Annotated in this window: 18 protein-coding genes and 1 tRNA gene; 3 read left to right on the plus strand and 16 right to left on the minus strand. The window is 39.6% G+C overall.

All coding sequences use genetic code 11. The annotated features are described in order from the left end of the window. Nucleotides 1–23: 23 nt before the first annotated feature. The 4 genes from EHQ70_RS05070 to EHQ70_RS05085 are packed head-to-tail and all read right to left on the minus strand — an operon-like array spanning nt 24 to nt 4,475. A complete protein-coding gene (locus EHQ70_RS05070; protein WP_135584062.1) occupies nt 24–683 on the minus strand; it encodes an O-methyltransferase in 660 nt (219 codons plus the stop codon). Continuing rightward, nucleotides 680–1,519, minus strand: coding sequence for an MBL fold metallo-hydrolase (locus EHQ70_RS05075; protein ID WP_135584064.1), 840 nt, complete (start codon nt 1,517–1,519; stop codon nt 680–682). The genes EHQ70_RS05070 and EHQ70_RS05075 overlap by 4 nt, the downstream gene beginning before the upstream one ends. Continuing rightward, on the minus strand, nt 1,519–2,928 hold the full coding sequence (locus tag EHQ70_RS05080) for a M16 family metallopeptidase (protein WP_135584066.1): 1,410 nt from the start codon (nt 2,926–2,928) through the stop codon (nt 1,519–1,521). The genes EHQ70_RS05075 and EHQ70_RS05080 overlap by 1 nt, the downstream gene beginning before the upstream one ends. Next, nucleotides 2,925–4,475: a M16 family metallopeptidase gene (locus tag EHQ70_RS05085; RefSeq protein WP_135584068.1), complete on the minus strand. Its 1,551-nt coding sequence runs from the start codon at nt 4,473–4,475 to the stop codon at nt 2,925–2,927. Before EHQ70_RS05085 ends, EHQ70_RS05080 begins: the two co-directional genes overlap by 4 nt. A 21-nt stretch (nt 4,476–4,496) precedes the next feature. Between EHQ70_RS05085 and EHQ70_RS05090 the strand changes: the two genes are divergently transcribed. Next, nucleotides 4,497–5,183, plus strand: a complete 687-nt coding sequence (locus EHQ70_RS05090; protein ID WP_135584070.1) for a hypothetical protein — start codon at nt 4,497–4,499, stop codon at nt 5,181–5,183. Next, nucleotides 5,184–5,612, plus strand: a complete 429-nt coding sequence (locus tag EHQ70_RS05095) for a lipoprotein (RefSeq protein ID WP_135584073.1) — start codon at nt 5,184–5,186, stop codon at nt 5,610–5,612. A 16-nt stretch (nt 5,613–5,628) separates the two neighbouring features. Here the strand turns inward: EHQ70_RS05095 and mpl17 are convergent, their stop codons facing one another. From mpl17 to EHQ70_RS05140, 9 genes are all read right to left on the minus strand, one after another. Then, on the minus strand, nt 5,629–6,057 hold the full coding sequence (gene mpl17 / locus EHQ70_RS05100) for a cell surface protein MPL17 (protein ID WP_135584075.1): 429 nt from the start codon (nt 6,055–6,057) through the stop codon (nt 5,629–5,631). A 13-nt stretch (nt 6,058–6,070) separates the two neighbouring features. Next, nucleotides 6,071–7,228: a DNA methyltransferase gene (locus EHQ70_RS05105; protein WP_135584077.1), complete on the minus strand. Its 1,158-nt coding sequence runs from the start codon at nt 7,226–7,228 to the stop codon at nt 6,071–6,073. Nucleotides 7,229–7,304: 76 nt separating this feature from the next. Then, nucleotides 7,305–8,261: an RluA family pseudouridine synthase gene (locus tag EHQ70_RS05110; protein WP_135584079.1), complete on the minus strand. Its 957-nt coding sequence runs from the start codon at nt 8,259–8,261 to the stop codon at nt 7,305–7,307. 3 nt (nt 8,262–8,264) lie between these two features. After that, the gene (locus tag EHQ70_RS05115) at nt 8,265–9,524 is read right to left on the minus strand and encodes a PilZ domain-containing protein (RefSeq protein WP_135584081.1); all 1,260 of its coding nucleotides are present in this window, start codon (nt 9,522–9,524) and stop codon (nt 8,265–8,267) included. A gap of 2 nt (nt 9,525–9,526) precedes the next feature. Next, complete coding sequence (locus EHQ70_RS05120; RefSeq protein ID WP_135584083.1) at nt 9,527–11,779, minus strand: alpha-hydroxy-acid oxidizing protein; 2,253 nt, start codon at nt 11,777–11,779, stop codon at nt 9,527–9,529. Next, entirely contained in the window at nt 11,776–12,918 is a 1,143-nt protein-coding gene (mnmA, locus tag EHQ70_RS05125) for a tRNA 2-thiouridine(34) synthase MnmA (RefSeq protein WP_135584371.1), read from the minus strand. Before mnmA ends, EHQ70_RS05120 begins: the two co-directional genes overlap by 4 nt. 1 nt (nt 12,919) lies before the next feature. Next, nucleotides 12,920–13,804 (minus strand): hypothetical protein, encoded by an 885-nt coding sequence (locus tag EHQ70_RS05130; protein WP_135584085.1) that lies wholly within the window; start codon nt 13,802–13,804, stop codon nt 12,920–12,922. Beyond that, a complete protein-coding gene (locus tag EHQ70_RS05135) occupies nt 13,768–13,995 on the minus strand; it encodes a hypothetical protein (protein WP_135584087.1) in 228 nt (75 codons plus the stop codon). The genes EHQ70_RS05130 and EHQ70_RS05135 overlap by 37 nt, the downstream gene beginning before the upstream one ends. Nucleotides 13,996–14,017: 22 nt before the next feature. After that, entirely contained in the window at nt 14,018–15,079 is a 1,062-nt protein-coding gene (locus tag EHQ70_RS05140) for a sensor domain-containing diguanylate cyclase (protein ID WP_135584088.1), read from the minus strand. A gap of 167 nt (nt 15,080–15,246) precedes the next feature. Here EHQ70_RS05140 and EHQ70_RS05145 point away from each other — a divergent pair. Beyond that, nucleotides 15,247–15,319: transfer RNA gene (locus EHQ70_RS05145), tRNA-Met, on the plus strand. 6 nt (nt 15,320–15,325) lie between these two features. On the opposite strand, the gene proC is transcribed toward EHQ70_RS05145, so the two are convergent. Genes proC through EHQ70_RS05160 form a run of 3 tightly spaced genes read right to left on the minus strand, consistent with a single transcriptional unit; the run spans nt 15,326 to nt 17,599 of the window. Next, the gene (gene proC, locus EHQ70_RS05150) at nt 15,326–16,117 is read right to left on the minus strand and encodes a pyrroline-5-carboxylate reductase (RefSeq protein WP_135584090.1); all 792 of its coding nucleotides are present in this window, start codon (nt 16,115–16,117) and stop codon (nt 15,326–15,328) included. Continuing rightward, nucleotides 16,098–16,796: a YggS family pyridoxal phosphate-dependent enzyme gene (locus EHQ70_RS05155; RefSeq protein WP_135584092.1), complete on the minus strand. Its 699-nt coding sequence runs from the start codon at nt 16,794–16,796 to the stop codon at nt 16,098–16,100. Before EHQ70_RS05155 ends, proC begins: the two co-directional genes overlap by 20 nt. A 2-nt stretch (nt 16,797–16,798) precedes the next feature. Beyond that, nucleotides 16,799–17,599 carry a hypothetical protein gene (locus tag EHQ70_RS05160; protein WP_135584094.1) on the minus strand — a complete coding sequence of 267 codons (801 nt, stop codon included), beginning with the start codon at nt 17,597–17,599 and terminating at the stop codon, nt 16,799–16,801. Nucleotides 17,600–17,602 lie beyond the last annotated feature (3 nt).

A 17,602-nucleotide genomic window follows, 5' to 3' on the forward strand; every position in this document is an offset into this window, starting at 1 on the left:
ACGGATGAGAGAAGGTTTGACTACTATTTTTTATCCTTTTGGAAAAAGAGTAATCCATCACCAACCGGATACAAGGTATAGCGAGAAACTTGGGATTTTACCTCATTCCAAAGAGTCATCACCGCTAGATCAGATGGTTTTTTAGGATCGGGTGCGAGAACTCGACCATGCCACAACATATTATCAAATAAAAAATAAGATCCTGGTTTGGCTTCTTTCCAAAGGATATTAAAAATTTCTGGGTAGGTGATTTTATCACAATCTACAAAAAAAAGATCTGATCCTACCCACTCACTCTTTTCCTTCTCTAAATAATCCATCACAGAAGCAGTCACCCGTTTAACATGAATTTGTTCAGAGATACCCATTTTTTGGGCATATTCCTCCAGAAGACTTGCTTGTTCTTCATGCCGATCTACGGTTACAAACCGAGAATCAGGGGATCCAACAGCCATCCAAAGAGTGGAATAACCAAGTCCCGTTCCCAATTCTAAAATTTGTTTGGGTGAGAGTAAGGATACCAAATGAGACATCACGGCACCTGTGGCAGCAGTCACGATGGGAATGTTTTTTTCTTTGGCATAGGTTTCCATTTCTGCAAACACTGGGTTTGGTTTGTAAACCAAACTAGAATCAATATAAGATTCGAGTTCTGGAATATAGATACTTGGTCTTGGTTTCATGATTTGGGAGGCAAAAAAAGAGAAACTCTGTCTTTTAAGATGGGTGGAACTTTTTTACGAAGAAAATCGTTTAGTTCACGGTAACTATAACGTTTGGAAGGGTGGATGAGAACTATGGCTTCATTTTCAAAAGCGGAAGCATGTTCAATGATTTCATCAAAATGAGTATGGCCCCATTCACGAGCCCTGCTCACATCTCTTTTGTCACAATAGTAAGTGCATTCCATAAATAGAATTTTACTTTTGCGAACATCTTCATTTTTCAAAACATATTCAATTTTTGTATCACCAGAAAAAGAAACCAAAGGAACTGATATTTCTTCCGTGGGATCCTCACCCAAATCTTTTTTGTTTCGAATTTCTTCCGAACTGAGACTTGTCCATTCTTTCTTTAACTTACGTTTGGTTTCGTAAACTGTATACCCTTGTGAAGGAACGCGGTGAAAACTTTCCCAAGGTTTAAAAAAATACCCAGGTTTCAATTCCACTCGTTCCCCAAATCCCAACCCAATCAAATCACATTCATAATCAAAACCTTCGATTTCAGAATATAATTTTAAGATCTGAGACATCTTCGGTTCCAAGGATTTAGGAAGATAAATTTTAGGAACAGAAAGTTTCCGAAGACTCCTTTGTGAAACATAATAAGGGATTCCACAAGAATGATCCAAATGTGCATGAGATAATAATATCTTTCCGATATGAATTTTGTCTGGATTGATATATCCAAAATCAAACATAAAGTCAAGAGAAGGACAAATGATGGATGTCCGAATTCCACCTTCGGACAAACCTTCAAATTTAATTCCTTTGTATTCGAAACTAGCAGTTAACATCAGTCTTCCGGATTTATTACCTTCACAGATCCTTGGAAGGAAGATTCTAAAACCTTGGGACCAACGATAGTCACAACCAATTTGTCTGATTGGAAATAAAGTTTTCCCACTCGTTTCAAATCAGACAGAGTCAAACGGTCTATTTCCTTTCTGAAATTTTGTAAGTATCCATCTGGCATTTTGTGGTCACGCCTACGCACTTCACTGCCGAGAGTTCTTTTATCATCTTCAAATTGAAACACAAACTGATTGATAATTGCGTTCTTTGCACGAACCAATTCTTCTTCTGTGAGTGAATCAATGAGTTTGGGTTGGATGAGTTCTCGCATGAGTGACAAAACTTCTTTTGCTGATTCGGTTTTGGTCATGGCAAAAAACTGAATGGTTCCATAGTTTTCTTGAAAATCAGTATTACTTCCGGCAGAATAAGCAAGTCCCCGATTGTTTCGAATTTCTCTCATATAATAGGAGTTAAATCCACCAGCTCCAATGATATAATTCAAAACTTGGATGGCATAAAAGTCAGGGTGGTTGTGTTCGGGAAGGACTCCGATCATCGAAATAAAGGTTTGGTTGACGTCTTTTACTACAAGACGAATGTTTTTTCCTTCTTTTTTCACATTTTCAGAAAGGATAAATGGTGTGATGACTTCTCCGTTTTGAATCTCGGAACCTGAACCCAAGTTAGAAAAAAAACTTTCAAAGGACTTTAGGTCATAATCACCAGTGACAAGGAACCTACGTTTTGGTTCTTTTAAAATTTCCGACTGGAACTCAGTAAGATCGTTCAATGTCAATGATTCCAAAGAAACAATTTGCATCGAAGTTCCCGCAATGGTTCCTCGAAACAATGCCTCTTTTGCTTTTCTTGATCCAAGAGCGGTTGGATTGTCATTTCTACGTTTGATCTCTTCGCTTAACTTTCCTTTGGTTGTTGTTACCAAAGATTCATCTAAGTTGGGTGCATCAAAAAAAGACTGAATGACTGGAAGTACGTCCTTCTCTGTCGATTTTAAATAAACAAAACTAAATACTGTTTTTTCGTAATCTATCGAAACAGAAAAAGAAGCTCCATAAAACTCTAATGTTTCTAAAAATTTTTCTTTTGGATAGGTTTTAGATCCTGACAATTCCCAACTATCTTCCAATAGTTTTGCCACTTCTACTTTACGTTTGCCTAAATGTTTTCTGCCGTGATATACATAGATATCTGCATAAACAATGGGAAACTCGGAATTTTTTAAAGAAAAAACTTCTACACCTGAAGGGAGTTTGATAGAAGTGATTTCAGGAACTTCAAACACTAAAGGTTTGAATTGTAAATCACGAACAAACTCTCCCATTTCACGGGCAGAAAGATTAAAAAAACTAAATACAATTAAAATTAAAATTAAAAAAATACGTTTCATTCTGATTTTTTCCTTACGTCTTCCAATACACCGATGACTACTTTATCCTTAGATAAATAAGTCGGAAAAAGGGATTGGATATCACTGGATGAGGTTTTCATAATAGAGGAATACTGGCGGAAAAGTCCTGCCCAATCTCCGTATAACAGTTGATAGTAACTCAAAAGATCGGCAATAGTTGCATTTTCATCTAAGGTTTTGATAAAGTCGGAAACCATTTGATTTTTTACTTTATCCAGTTCCTCTTTGGGAACACCGGAATCTTTGATTTTGGTCAGTTCTTCCCAGATGATTTTTTCAATCACCTCTGGTTTGGCATCCTCTCTCGGTTTCACAAAGAATACAAAATAATTTTGGTATCTTTCTCCAGGGTAACCGTTAGCCGCCCCTACACTGAGAGCTAGTTTTTCTTCCAATACAAGGCGTTTGTACAATCTAGATCCCGTTCCCGAAGTGAGAACAGTAGACAAAACATCAAAAGAAGAATTATCCTTATGTGGGTATGGCGGTTTTAAAAAACCCATCATCATTTGGCTTCCCGAAGGATGATAGACTTTGAATCTTTTTTCACCAGGAAAAGATTTTTCTTCCACTTTATAAGTTGGTCTTTGTTTTCCTGGTTTTAATTCTGAAAAATACTTTCGAATGACGGACTCTGTTTCTTCAAAATCAAACTGGCCCACAATGGAGATCACCATTCGGTCTGGAGTATAATGTTTTTGAAAGAATGCTTTTGTATCTTCTATCTTTAAAAAAGGAAGGCCTGTGGAATAACCAATTACCGGTTTTCTGTAAGGATGGCTTTCAAAAGCGATGGAAAAAAACTTCTCACGAAGGACACCAGCACCACTATCATCCGTTCGCATACGACGTTCTTCGATCACAACATCTCGTTCCGTATAATATTCACGTAATATTGGATGTTTCAAACGATCGGATTCAATTTTTGCCCAAACTTCAATTCTGTTATTGGGAAGTTGGATTTGGTAGTTGGTCACATCTTGGGAAGTATAAGCATTGAACCCCACTTCACCGTTTTGTTCATAGATATAAGAATCTTCGTTTTTTACGATAAACTCATCTTGTAATTGGATGAGATTTTTTAAGCGGCGTTCTAAGGTTTCTTTTTCATTTTGTAAAGAAGTCGGAATGGTTTCACCACGAGTTGTCAAATCACGAATTTTGAGTTTGAGATCATCTAGTTCGGTTCCCCAAACTTCGATTTGTTTTTGGTATTTTTCTTCTTTTTCGTAATTAATGGTTCCGACAGTTTTTGTTCCTTTGAATAACATATGTTCCAAAAGATGAGCCGTTCCTGCTTCCTCGGGAGTTTCATCCACTGCACCCACAAGAAATTTAATGTACAAGGCAACTGTTGGTGAAGTTCCGCGTTTCATCATCACAACAGTGAGTCCATTTTCCAAACGAATGGTTTTTATCTTTTCACGAAACTGGGATTCGGAAGTCCCAAAGAATTGGTCCTGGGAGAAAAGAGGTAAAAATTGTAGCAAAAAACAAAGGAAAAAGATTCGTAATTTCGACATCATCTACTAGTCTTGAAGTTGGAAATGGTTCGTAAACTTCTAATTTTAAGCCTCTTTTGTTCATGTCGCCTCTTTACCATTGCAGATCCCAATTATGTGGAGAGGGCTCTCCTGAATGAAACAGATGAAGGATTTATTTCTCGTGAATTCTTCCAAATCAAAGTGGAAATACCCGTTACCTACAAAGAACTCTCTGGGTTAGGACGGCGTGAAGATTGCAAACGAAAAGCCTTTGTCGAAAGAGAACGATTGAGTTTACCTTATCTTTTGAAAATCCAAAGACAAAAGCACAAGTTTGGTGAAGGTTTCAGCGAATATTCCCAGTCCTTGGAAGGAAAAGATAGAGACGCCAGACTGATCGCCAATGCTCCACAAATTCCGACTGTACCGGGAGCCGTAACACAGGCTACTCCCACTCAATCCGGGGCAACTGCACAAACCACCACAGGATCCCAAGGCCAAACCACTACAAATTCCTCCCAGACACAAAGCAATTCGCAGAACCTAGGCGAAGTTAGGGGGAATCCCCAAGCACCAAAAGAGAACCCTATCGAGAACTTACACAACTTTGCCTGGTTCTTCGACGGTTTACAATTATACAAAGAAGATTACACGGATCGGACAAAATGTGCTTTCTTATTCCGGAACATCCAACCTAAATTAATGGAACGTGTGGAGAAAACTCCCATTTCTGAACTTAGGAAATTGTAAATGAACAAAACACTATCACGGATGATCCTTTCAATTGCTATTCTAACACTTGTTTGGAGTTGCAAATCCAAAGAAACCAAAGAAGTTCCACAAACAAAAGATACAGAGAATGAAGTGATTCTCGAATTTACAAAAGCAAAGGAAGGATTCATTTCTGAATCGTTATTCCAAGTTGCTGTATCAAGTGTATTGGATTCAGAACAAACACGAATTGAGGAAGCAAAAACCATTGCGGAACAAAAGTCACTGAACTTATTAAAAACTTATACCATCCCTAATCTTTCAGACAAGGGAAGGAAGGAACTAAGAGAGATTTCTAAAGAAGGAAAGATTGTCGATAAAAACGTTTCAATTGGAGGACGGTATTTTTTCTTATACCAAATTCAAAAATCCAATTTGAAACGCCTTGTGACAAAAGACTTAGAATAAATTTCTTAAGTCTTAGTTAGATAGAAAACGATTTGTTTACCTTTGCCGGGATACAAATGTTTTTCACAAAGTTACAATAAAACAATTTAGCATCCAATTGTAACTTCCCCTTACCTTCCACTTGGAAGGTTAAGGGTTTTAAATACTCAAAGTATTCTGGTTTTTTCGGATGGATTGGCCCTTTCAATTTTAAATCAGCATTCACTACTTTTAGTCCATCAGCACCTGACAAAAAAATACGATGAGGTGCTTCCATTTGGAAGCCAAAATCTTTTGGCAAAAATAGTTCCAACTCATACTTCCCCACCGCCTTCTGTTTGACAGAAATTTCAATGGGATGGGAATCCAAAGGATCTGCCTTCAGTCCACTAACGGAATCATTACAACTGGCAAACCCCAAAGAAACCAAAAGAGAGAGTAAGGCAAAATTTCGAAATCGTTTCATACAAAGATTAGACTTATAAAACTTTTCGTAAAACCACACAACGATTAGAATTTGTGCCTTTTTCGTTATTTGAAACCTGCCAACAATTCGAAAGTTTGGTAAAACTTTGGGTATGAACATAGGTTTTATTCCAAACAAGACCTGTTCCTTCCGCCATCCTCACCACATCCTCATCCAAATAGAGAATGGAATTTCCTTTTTTGACTTCACCAACTTCCATTACCATATAAGAACCTTTTTTGAGAACCCTTGCTGATTCCTTTAAAGTAGAGCGGATGAATGTATTCCAATCACTGAGATTACTAAAGATACTCAGTTTTCTATCTTTAGATTTTTTAATGTCTAAAAACCAATGGCGTAACCAATTGTCACCTTCATAGTCCACCTTATCAAGGAAAGGCGGCGAAGTCACAATCAAATCTACCGATTCCGATTCTACATTGGGAACTGAATTGGCAGAATTTAAAGAATACAAATTGTTTTTAGAAAACTCATGATAAAACGGAGGAATAGGCAATGCCAAATCACGTTTCATCTTTTGAAAAATCCTAGGTTTGATCGGTCGATACTCGGGAGTTTGTCCACGTTTGATATTGTTCTTGGCTTGGGCTTCGGAAGGAATCGAAACTTGTGGAAAAGTATAAACGGAAAAAAATCCGGTGCTATGTCCATGTAACCTAGAAAGAGCAATGAGAGAGATGAATTTCATCTCTACCGATTGATCTTCAACCATCAACTTTTTTAAGTTTTTGATTTCTCGGAGAGTTCTTGGATGGAAAAAAGGAAGTAAATTTACATCGAAGGGATCCTCTTCTACTTCCTTATCCAAATCCAATGAATTTAACTTTTTTTCTAAATCTTCGAGTTTCGGAACATATTGTCTAGCACTCGCAAGAAATATAGAGAGAGGGTGGATATCGTTATGAACTGCCACATGACCTTCAATATTTGCCTGAATTGCTGTAGTGCCACGACCACCAAACGGATCATAAACGACTCTATTTTTCTTTTTTAGAAATTCCTTCATAAAAAAAGAAGGAAGTTCCGGTTTAAATGACGCTCTATAACTTACAGTATGATGAATTGGATGTCCTTGGCGTTGTTTTGCAGTCCAAAACTCACCAAATACAATCTTATCGGAATCCTTTAATAGTCTGCCTGCTCCTGCCATCCTTTGCAAAAGCCTCCTCTCTCTTTATAGAAAGATCGGAGGAAAGGCGAATTCTAAATTGGATTTTTATTAAAACCTATGGGACATAGTCTTTGTGATTGGGGAAGAAAGAAAGAATCTCTTTAAGAGGATTCGATTGTACTAAAACATGTTCCATCACCCTTTCGTCAACATAACTGATGCTATGTGCATGTAAGAGTTGACGTTCGCACCCAAGTTCTTCGAGGAGTGACTCACTTAGCCCCGACTGAACAAAGTCTAAAAACATTGTTTCCCTTGGGCCATATAATTTATCACCAAGAATGGGATAACCCAAATATAGTAAACTTACCCGAATTTGATGAATCCTTCCTGTAATCGGACGAACCAATACCAAACTAAGATTTTCTGATACATTGTAATCTAGAGGGATTAAATTTGTGGAAACCGATTTGGAATCAGAAAACTCATCGGGTGAAAATTTCATTTTTTTTCGAATGGCGGAATCCAAATCCTTACCAATATATCCTTCGAGTAAAACTTCCCTTTCAAATTTACCTCGGACCACTGCTAAATATTCTTTCTTCACTTCTCTTGATTCAAACTTCTTTTGGAGCCAAGTTCGACCCTCTTCCGTTTTGGCAAAGATCACAACTCCAGAAGTCTCTCGGTCCAAACGGTGCACGGGAATAACTTTTGGGTATTCCAACTCCAATAGATTTAAAAGTGTTCTAGTGCGGTACCTTCCCGCCGGGTGCATAGGTAAGTTTCCAGGTTTGTCTACAAAAAGGAATTCTTCGGTTTCTTTTAGGATGGTATAATTTGTATCCACATCTGGTTCTTCGATTCGGCCGGGAATCGGCTCATACAGAACCGTATCCCCTTCTGAAAGAATCAATTCCGCGGTGGCCACTACCCCCTGAACCTTAACACGATTCTCGGTGATTAAAAATTTCCACTCTTCAGGACTATGATAAGGAAACTTAGTGGTGAGAAATTCAAAGACCGTTTTACCCGTATATGGGTAACGAATCAATGATTGGTAGGAACTCATAATTTAAGATTCGGGGTTTGGTTCTTCTTCTGCCGGCGCCTCTTCAGCGGGAAGGGAATCTTCAAAAGCAGCTCCGAAAGGATCTCCTGGTTCATCCACTGCCCCCACCACTTCCGATGATTCTTCAGTCGGAACTTCAGCCAAACCACCTTCCGTTTGTTCCTCGGTCTCAGAAGCTTCTGATGAAACTGCGGTCTCTCCAGGTTCTTCTTCTTTTCCTACATTTAGGAAAGCTTCCAACACCTCTACATCTTTTTCTGTTAGGTTATAGAACTGACAACCCACACGAAAATTGGTTTCTTGGTTTCGGATGTTTTTGATAATTCCGCGAATGGTGACTTTTTTTCCAGCCTCTAAATTCAAATCAAACAGAATGGTTCCATTCAAAGTGACTGACCTAGAAAAAGAACGAGAAGGAGCATGAATGAAACTGATACCACCCATACTTAAATCCATCACCTGACAGACATCACGTGATTCCTGAAAAACACCGGTGCTTATAATATCACGACTGACGGCATTTGCAAAAGTTTGAATTTGTTTATAAATTTCTAAATCTAGAGGTTTTTCAGACAAAACTTGAACATAACCTAAGTGGACATAACCTTTGTATTTAATAGGAACACAAATTTCTGAAGTAAAGCTATCTGCAATTTTAGAATTTTCGAAAATTCTTAAATATTCATCAAAAGGAAAAAAGGCTGGTGACGCTGTAGATTTCTCCTTACGATCAACAATAAAAATGTCCTTATCGTAATGATGCATAAGTCTAAGACGGTTATCCATTCTGCCTGCAAAAAAAATGGAAGATAAAGGAAAGGCTTTGGCTAATTTTGTTCGGTAAGCCAAAAGAATCGCATCCACTTTTTTATCATCAAATCCAATGGCTTTGGATACATCGTTTACATTGATGATGTTGGAGACCACCATACCCGTTTGGGTTTGACTAGTATCCACACGAGAACCCTGTCTGGAAGCTGGCACAATCTGGATTTTAACAGGAGTTAGAATTTCAATTCCGTTTCCATCTCCACCAGCAACAATGAAATGTGCTAAAAACTTACTACCATTGTGGACAACGGTAAGAACCCTATCCCTGTTCGGAAACTTTAGATTGGTATTGATGATAAGAGCCTTATTTTTTAAAGCAATGATTTTGACAGGGTATTCTTTTTCTGAATTGATAATGTATGCAGGCAGTTTACCGAACAAAGCGGTAATCACTTTTAAAATCCCTTCGAGGTCTTTGATTTCCTTATCCATACTCAACCGTGAAGTTTATGAAGCAACATAGTTCGCTTGATGTCCACCAAAGTTTTCGCTCCGGTAACACTCATTGATTGTTTTAGTTCTTCTGAATATTTTTGCAAAAGAAAACGAACTCCAGCATCTTCTCCCCCTACTAGAGAAATTGCCACTGGCCTTCCTAGAAGAACTGCATCAGCACCAAGAGCGATCATCTTAAATACATCCATTCCGGAACGAATTCCCCCATCCACAAGAAGAGGAATTCTCCCCTTCACCACTTCCGCTAGTTTAGGAAGGACACGAGCTGTTCCAGGCATTCCATCCAAAACCCTACCCCCATGGTTGGAAACAACAATGGCGGAGAACCCACCTTCCACTGCGAGTTTTGCGTCTTCTGGATTCATAATCCCTTTTAAGACAAAAGGTAATTTAGTTTTTTCCTTTAGTTTGATCAAACGATCCAAAGGTCTAGTGATGCTGGATAAATTCTTTTGTACCATGGTTTTGAAATTCACAGCATCGATGTCCATACCCAGGGCGAACACTCCGTCCGCTTCTGCTTGTTGGAAACGATCAACTAACATTGATTCATCTTCTCTTGGTTTACAGATCAAAATCCCTTTTCCAGAAGATTTTTTCAATGCCTCTAACATAATTTTATATTTTTCAGGAGAGGCTCCGTCCCCTAGCCAAGCAAGGCTACCATTTTGGACAAAGGAACGAACGACCATATTGGCATAATCGGCATCCGTCATCACAAAGTTCATATTGGTTCCGACCCCTGTCATTGGGGCTGCCATAATCGGAGTTTTTAATTCATAACCTAAAAACCGAGTTTGGATTTCTGGAAACACATGATCCCGAATGTAACCAGGAATAATGGAATATTCAGCAAGGGCCTCGCTATTGTCTTGAAAGGTTTCCATTCGGCCCACACCACCCATTCCCGGAATTCCTGAGGCACAATTGTTACCATCACATTGTTTACAAACCCAACAAATATCTTTACCAAAACGAATTCGTGCCTGGTCGTTAATTTCCTTCTCTGTGACCGAAAATTGTTCATCCACTTCGAATCGGATTGTGTTTTTTACTTTTTCAAAAACAAGATCTGCATCTTTTAAATTGTCAGCAACGATAATGACATGTCCCGACTTATCGATGTTATTTGTCGGTTCTTTAATGATATCACCTGGTTTGGATTGGATAAAAACTTCAGAAACTCCATCGATTTTTTTTGTTTCCTCAATCCCACCAATCGAAACTAGTTTTCCAGGTTTCGAAAGTAAGGAACGTTCGATGGACACACGACTGAGAACAGGATCCAAATTGTCTGGAGTTTCTCCGAGAGAAATGAGAAGAGCAGCGCGGTTTAAATTGACACCTGTGGATAAAGGATAGGTAAACGCCGACATAAAACCACCAGAAAGCCTGGCGGCAATTTCTCCAATTTTGACACCATCTTTAGTGACTTTGATATCCCCTTTACCAGCACCAAGATGGATTCCTAATGCCCGCATTCCACCTGCCATCACTCGTTCCACTTCATCCAAAACTTCTTTGGACATCGCCGAAGGCATGTTATGCCCTACTTCAATAAAATAAGGTTCTCGTTCAATGATTCGGTCTGCAATCCCTGTCATTCGAATTTGACCTTGGAAAGCCAGTGCATCTACAGAAAGTTCAGGACCTTCCATATATTCTTCTAAAATCAATTCACCTGTTGGACAAAACCTTTTGGCATGACGAAAGGCAGTGGTGAGGTCATCTTTATTATTTACCTTAATGACTCCGCGTGCCCCCATATTGTCAGCAGGTTTCATCACAAGAGGGAAGGTTAACGAATCAAGGGCATCTTTGGCATCTTGTAAAGACCAAACTGGTGCAAAACGAGGGATGGGCATTCCAAACTCTTTTAACCTTTGGCGCATCTTTACTTTGTTAGATGCCGCTTCCGCATCCACAAATCGAATCCCCGGAAGTTGCAAAGCAGAAGCCACAGCGGCCACGGTCATACTGGCATCGGTTCCAGCAGTGATCACACCATGGATCTGAGAATTTTGTGCAAATTTTTTAGATTCCCGAACCATTCCTTCCACATCTTTTGTGGACATGACAATGGCTTCGTCGGCGATTTGGAAACCAATCGATGCGGGATTCATATCAGCAACAACGGTATGAAGTCGCATGGTTTTTGCTGTTTGGATGATGGGAACCTGTAACAATCCCCCACCAATGATCAGAATGGTTTTGCCTTCTACCGATTTCAAATGGTAACGCTCTCCGCCTCTAAAACAAAATTTGTTTTTACCTTTCTTGTGATGGATCCTTTCTGAATGATCCCACCAGCAAATAAATAATCACCATTTGTTGGATAAAAAGTAGCAGATTGTCCTGGGGTTACACTTTTTACATCTTCTAAAAATTCAACTTTCCAAGTATTTCCAAGAGAAGTCACCTTACAATGAACAGGTGCACTTCTGTAACGAATTTGGACTTTCATTTCTTTGGACGCGCCAACTTCCATTGGCATCAGTGCTTGGTAGGTAATCTCTTCCAAAATAAAAGATTCCGAAACAGTTTCTTCTTCTTCCCCAAGCACAACGGTTCCATCATCTTCAATGGACAGAACATAGAGTGGATTTTTCCATGCGATCCCAAGACCTTTTCTTTGACCGATGGTAAATCCTTCTTTCCCTTGGTGTTTGCCGATGATTTGACCGGAAGCTAATTTAAAAAATCCAGGAGTGAACTCCATCCCTTTCTTTTTTAAAAAAGATCTGTAATCATTTTCAGGAATAAAACAGATTTCTTGTGATTCAGGTTTTTCGGCTACAGGAAGACCCATTCGTTTTGCAATTTCACGAACTTGTGCTTTGTCCATCTCACCCAAAGGGAAAACAGTATTTTTAATATTTTCCTGAGACAAACCGTACAAATAGTACGTTTGGTTTTTTTTCATGTCTACAGCATTACGGATAGCATAACGGCCATCCACCTCAACAACACGAGCATAATGGCCAGTGGCGATTTTTTCAATTCCCAATATTTTGGCTTGTTCAAAAAGAGCACCAAACTTCACAAAGGTGTTACATTCCACACAAGGATTTGGCGTCCTTCCATCTTTATAATCATTAATAAAACGGTCGATGACTCGTTCCCCAAACACCTTTTCCATTTTGATTACGTAAAAAGGAATGTTTAAAGAAAGACCTACATCACGTGCATCACGGATGTCTTCGGGAGAACAGCAGGATTTTTTTGTGGTATCACAGGCGGGTGCTTCATATTCCCATGTGCGTAGGTTCACACCGATCACGTCGTAACCTGCTTCCATTAGAAGTCCTGCGGCCACTGCGCTATCCACCCCACCACTCATCGCTACTATGATTTTTTCTTTTTCTTTCACCTTAGTTTTTGGTGCGAACGATCCCAATGCGGTTCCGAGAAAAATCCCAAAACAAAGGACGAGTCCTAAGGACATTCAATCCGATCGACCAAACCTCTTCCTTATCCTTGTCCCCTGGCAAAAGGAAATTCTCAAGTGAAATTCCGCTAAGGAATTGGACTTGTTTGTATTCTTCTCGGATTCCCGATTTGGCTATTAAATACAATTCGGAACTTGTTTCCTGAAGTTTCGCCGGTAAGATTCGATTTCCGGGAAAGAACACCTTCTTTTCTCCTAAGATTCGGTCATTAATCCCAGGAGGGATCATCGTCAGGGAAGATCCAGTGTCCACCATCCCAAAAGATCTGTAACCTTCGGGATATTCAAACTGAACGTAGTAATAATCCCCTTTTTTCTTCGTGTTTAGAATTTTTAAATCGGTAGAAAGATAGGCATCGGGCTGATCACAAAATGGGGAATCTTTGGTGAAGCGTTTCAATTCTTCGCCAAACCAAAAGATACAGGTTCCTTGGAAGAAATCAAGGCCGAGAAGTCCAGGAAAGGATTCTGGCAAAATTCCTTTTTTGTTTTTTAAGGTAAACTTAAGACCATTCAGTTGGAATTCTTTTTCTTCTTCCGTGGATGTTGACTCATAAAAACTAAGTTCCGAACCCGTATCCCAAAAGAAGGAAAATGTTTTTCCTTCTGATTCAATTCCGGTGAAAAGGAGATGGGTTCCTTTATCAACAACGGCAACCGAAATATGGGGAGGTAAAGGTTTTGATGTGGGAAATTGGTATAAAACAGCAGTTTGGTGGGAGCGAACGGGGCCTGGAACACAAGCCCCTAAATAAAAAAAGGCGAATAGAATTACACTAACTTTTTGATACAGCGGGTATTCGGACATCTTGTGTAATCTACGATACAATCGCGATATTCAATCCCCGTGATTGTATCTTTTGTCTTGTATTCAATGAAACAAGAATATGGTTGGAAATCATACGAAGAAAGACCCAAGGCCCGATTGCGAATGGATTCATATACATCGGAGGTAACCGATGGTGAAAGGTCGTTGAGTAGGTATGCCGGCTCTGCCATACTCTACCCATCGGCAAATTTCCTAATCTTTATAACAAATTGTGCGGTTTCTTCCAGAATGTTTCGCCTGGTAGAGTGCTTTGTCTGCCCTTTCGATCAAATCTTTGTTACTTCTGTCCGTGGTACGGAAACTAGAAACTCCCACTGACAAAGTGACTTTCAGGTCTGTTCCATCATTCGGATTTTTAACCACCATAGACTCAACAGCATTCCGGATCTCTTCACCCTTTGCCATCGCCTCTTCTTCTGTAGCTCCCGGCATCACAAGACAAAACTCTTCCCCGCCATACCGTGCAGGAATGTGGTGGCGCTGGGCTGCATTGATCAGCTGTTTTGCGACCTCAATGAGAACCACGTCACCAGCCTGATGTCCATAGGTATCATTAAAATTTTTGAAATGATCCACGTCGGTAAAAAGCAAACAAAGCCTCGTTCCTTTTTTACGACTACGATCCATTTCTTCTTTGAGTTTGGTTTGGAAGTAGTGATGGATCTTTAAACCCGTCATCATGTCCACAGTGGCAAGTTCGTACAAACGAGCGTTGTCCACGGCAATCCCTGCTAAGTTCGCGAGGGTTGTCATAAATTCTTTTTCATCTTCCGAAAACTCTTCGGAAGTCATTTTGTCCCCAAGCACGAGAAGACCATTGACCTTACCTTTGGCGTTCAGAGGGACAAGAATCTCCGCTCCCATCTTCCGCAAATAAGTGATGTCTGGAATGGACTTTAAATTTTCCATCAGCAGGATTTGGTCCATAGTGATGGCTTTGGGTTTTTCTTCAAAATAATGAATGAGAGGACTATCGATTTTGACTTCGTAGTTTTGTTCTTCTGTGTTTAACTCAAAACCCTTAATGGATTGAGGTTCTAATTTAAAAAGACCTAAATCAATCTCTGGCTCCAAATACATGGCGGCATGTAAAGTCTGCAACTGCGCCAAACAGATGTTAAGAATTGCATCAATTAAATATTTATAGTCTAACGTGGAATTCAGAGCACGGGAAATTTCCAGTAGCTGTTTTTGGTCGTAGATTTTTTTTTCGTAATGCTCAAAAACGATATCAGTGTTTTCTTTAAAAGACAAAACGCACCGCCAGAATTCTGTATAAGATAGGAATCATTCGCCTTTTTTGACTACTGTAAAGTAAGATTTTGACGGAAATCGATAATTTTATAAAAGCAAGAAAATAGAAAAGTTTTCATAATGATTACGTTGACAATTTACCAATCTTTAAAATAATGGTCTTATACCGCGCGGTGGAGCAGCTGGTAGCTCGTTGGGCTCATAACCCAAAGGCCACAGGTTCGAATCCTGTCCGCGCAACCGTTATCATCCTTTCCCTAATTCCTTACTTCTCTCCGTCGCTCTATGGATTGCATCTCTAACGGCGGTTGAGAATCCACCTCTCTCCAAAGCATCTAAACCATGAATGGTCGTTCCTCCGGGAGATGTCACCCAATTTCGTACTTCCATAGGATGAAGTTGGGAATCCGCTTCTCGCAAAGTTCGAAAATACACAAGAGTTCCTTCAATGGTTTCCATTGCCAAAGACAAAGACTCCTCGTAACTAAGCCCTTCTTGCAACCCACCCTCTGCCATTGCCTGTAAAAATGTTAATACATAAGCCGGGCCAGAACCAGAAAGGCCTGTCACGGTATCCATTAATGATTCTTTTGAAACACGAATGCTTTTTCCCATTCCACTAAACAACTGTTCTACGCCTACTACAGCTGTGTCTTCACAAAAGTACGCCAGTGCCCCTCGTTCAGAAACCAAAGGAAGGTTCGGCATCACTCGCACAGCACTCGATCCTTTGGGTGCCGCTTCCGAAATTTGGGAATAGGAAATTCCGGCAGCAATAGAAACAAAGGTAGCCGGTTTCGAAAATTCTTTTAAGACAGGAACCACAAGATTTGGTTTCACAGCGATCACAATCATATCGGTTTCTTTACCAATGGAATCTAAAGTTCCCACAAGGTTCACACCCGAGACAGGGGAATCTTTTAGGTTGGGATCAAATCCATATACCTTGGTTCCTTTTTTGACAAGGGCAGAGGCAATCGCTGCTCCCATCTTTCCAAGGCCAACAACCCCTACTGTTTCAATTGGTTTTTTCTGCATAGTCCCTCTCTCCAAAAATTTTTGAACCCACTCTTAAATAGTCGGATCCTAATTCGCAGGCGATTTCATAATCACCACTCATTCCCATTGATAATTTTTTATCTGGATAATATGTATTTCGAAGTTCTGCCAAAATCGAAAACACTTCCCGAGTCTCTCGCAAATCTCCACTAGAAGGCCCCATTCCCATAAACCCTTCCCAAATACAAAACTCATTTTGATAACCTGTCAGTGTATCTTTCATGGAACGTAAAGTTTCAAAACCCATTCCATGTTTGGTATTTTCCTCGGTGAGGTTGGTTTGGATGAAATATCGAATTTGTTTTTTTTCTTTTTCGGCACGTTTCAGAAGCTCCTTTAAGGAAGAGATACTACCAACACCGTGAGTGTGAGAAAAAACACCAAATAACTTACGTAAGGTTCCCGATTGTATAGGTCCAATATGATGTAATTTGACGGAAGTGACTGCTTCTGGGAACTCTTCTCTTAGTTTTGTAAATTTAGAGACGGCTTCCGGGATATAATTTTCTCCAAACTCTCGAATCCCTTGCAAATAAGCTTCCCTTACCACTTCATAAGGTTTGGTTTTGGAAACAGCAATGAGAACCGGAGATTTGTTTGGATACAAACCTTTTAGAGAATTTTGAATGGAAAGATACGAAGACCCGTAATCGGACACGATTACTTAGCTAACGCTTTTTCTAAAGACTCAATCCGACGTTCGATTTCCACAAATCGTTTTTCGTTTCGATCGTTTTGAGTAGAAAGTTTTTGTTCCACAGACCGCATCCGCACTTCTAAATTAGAAGATCCAGATTCCTCATAACTATTCTTTTTGGAATTTTGCGAATAGGTTGATTCTTTGGATTTAGTCCTTTGTTTTTTAGAAGATACTGAATTTGATTTTTTATTGCGACTTACATAAGTTTTTGAAGGTTTCGAAACTTTAGGCTCTTGTTTTTTAGTGACCTTTTCAAAATTCTCTACATCCACTTTTGGTTGTTTGGTGGTCGTTGTAGATTCCTTTACCTCAGAAACAAACTCTTCTTTTTTAGAAACCTTCTTTGTTTTTTTGGTTTCGTCTTTCGGAGCGAAGGATTCTTCCACTTGGTCTAATTTTTCTTGCAAACGAGAACTTGTATCCACTTTCTCTTTGGATTTGGTAGAAGCAGCCACTGAAACAGAACGTGGACGCTCCGTATCAGGTTCCATATCCTCTAAACTAGGAAGATCTGGAAGTTTGGAACTGTCTCGAACGGATTCCTTAGAGTCACTATTTGCAAAGTTTTCCTTGGGGGCAGGAATGCCTGGATTTTCTCTTTCGATTTCCCGATCCACCATCTCCATATCTCTGTTTTTTCCGATGGTTTGGAGTTTTTGGTAAATTTCGTTTCTATAGATAAATGCGAAAATGAACGATGAAAGAAGTAGGACCACTAGAATGGCAGTTGTGAGTATTTTCAAATTGTCGCGGCGGCCCATGAC

The sequence above is a fragment of the Leptospira congkakensis genome, from assembly GCF_004770265.1.
In the GTDB taxonomy this organism is placed as follows: domain Bacteria; phylum Spirochaetota; class Leptospiria; order Leptospirales; family Leptospiraceae; genus Leptospira_A; species Leptospira_A congkakensis.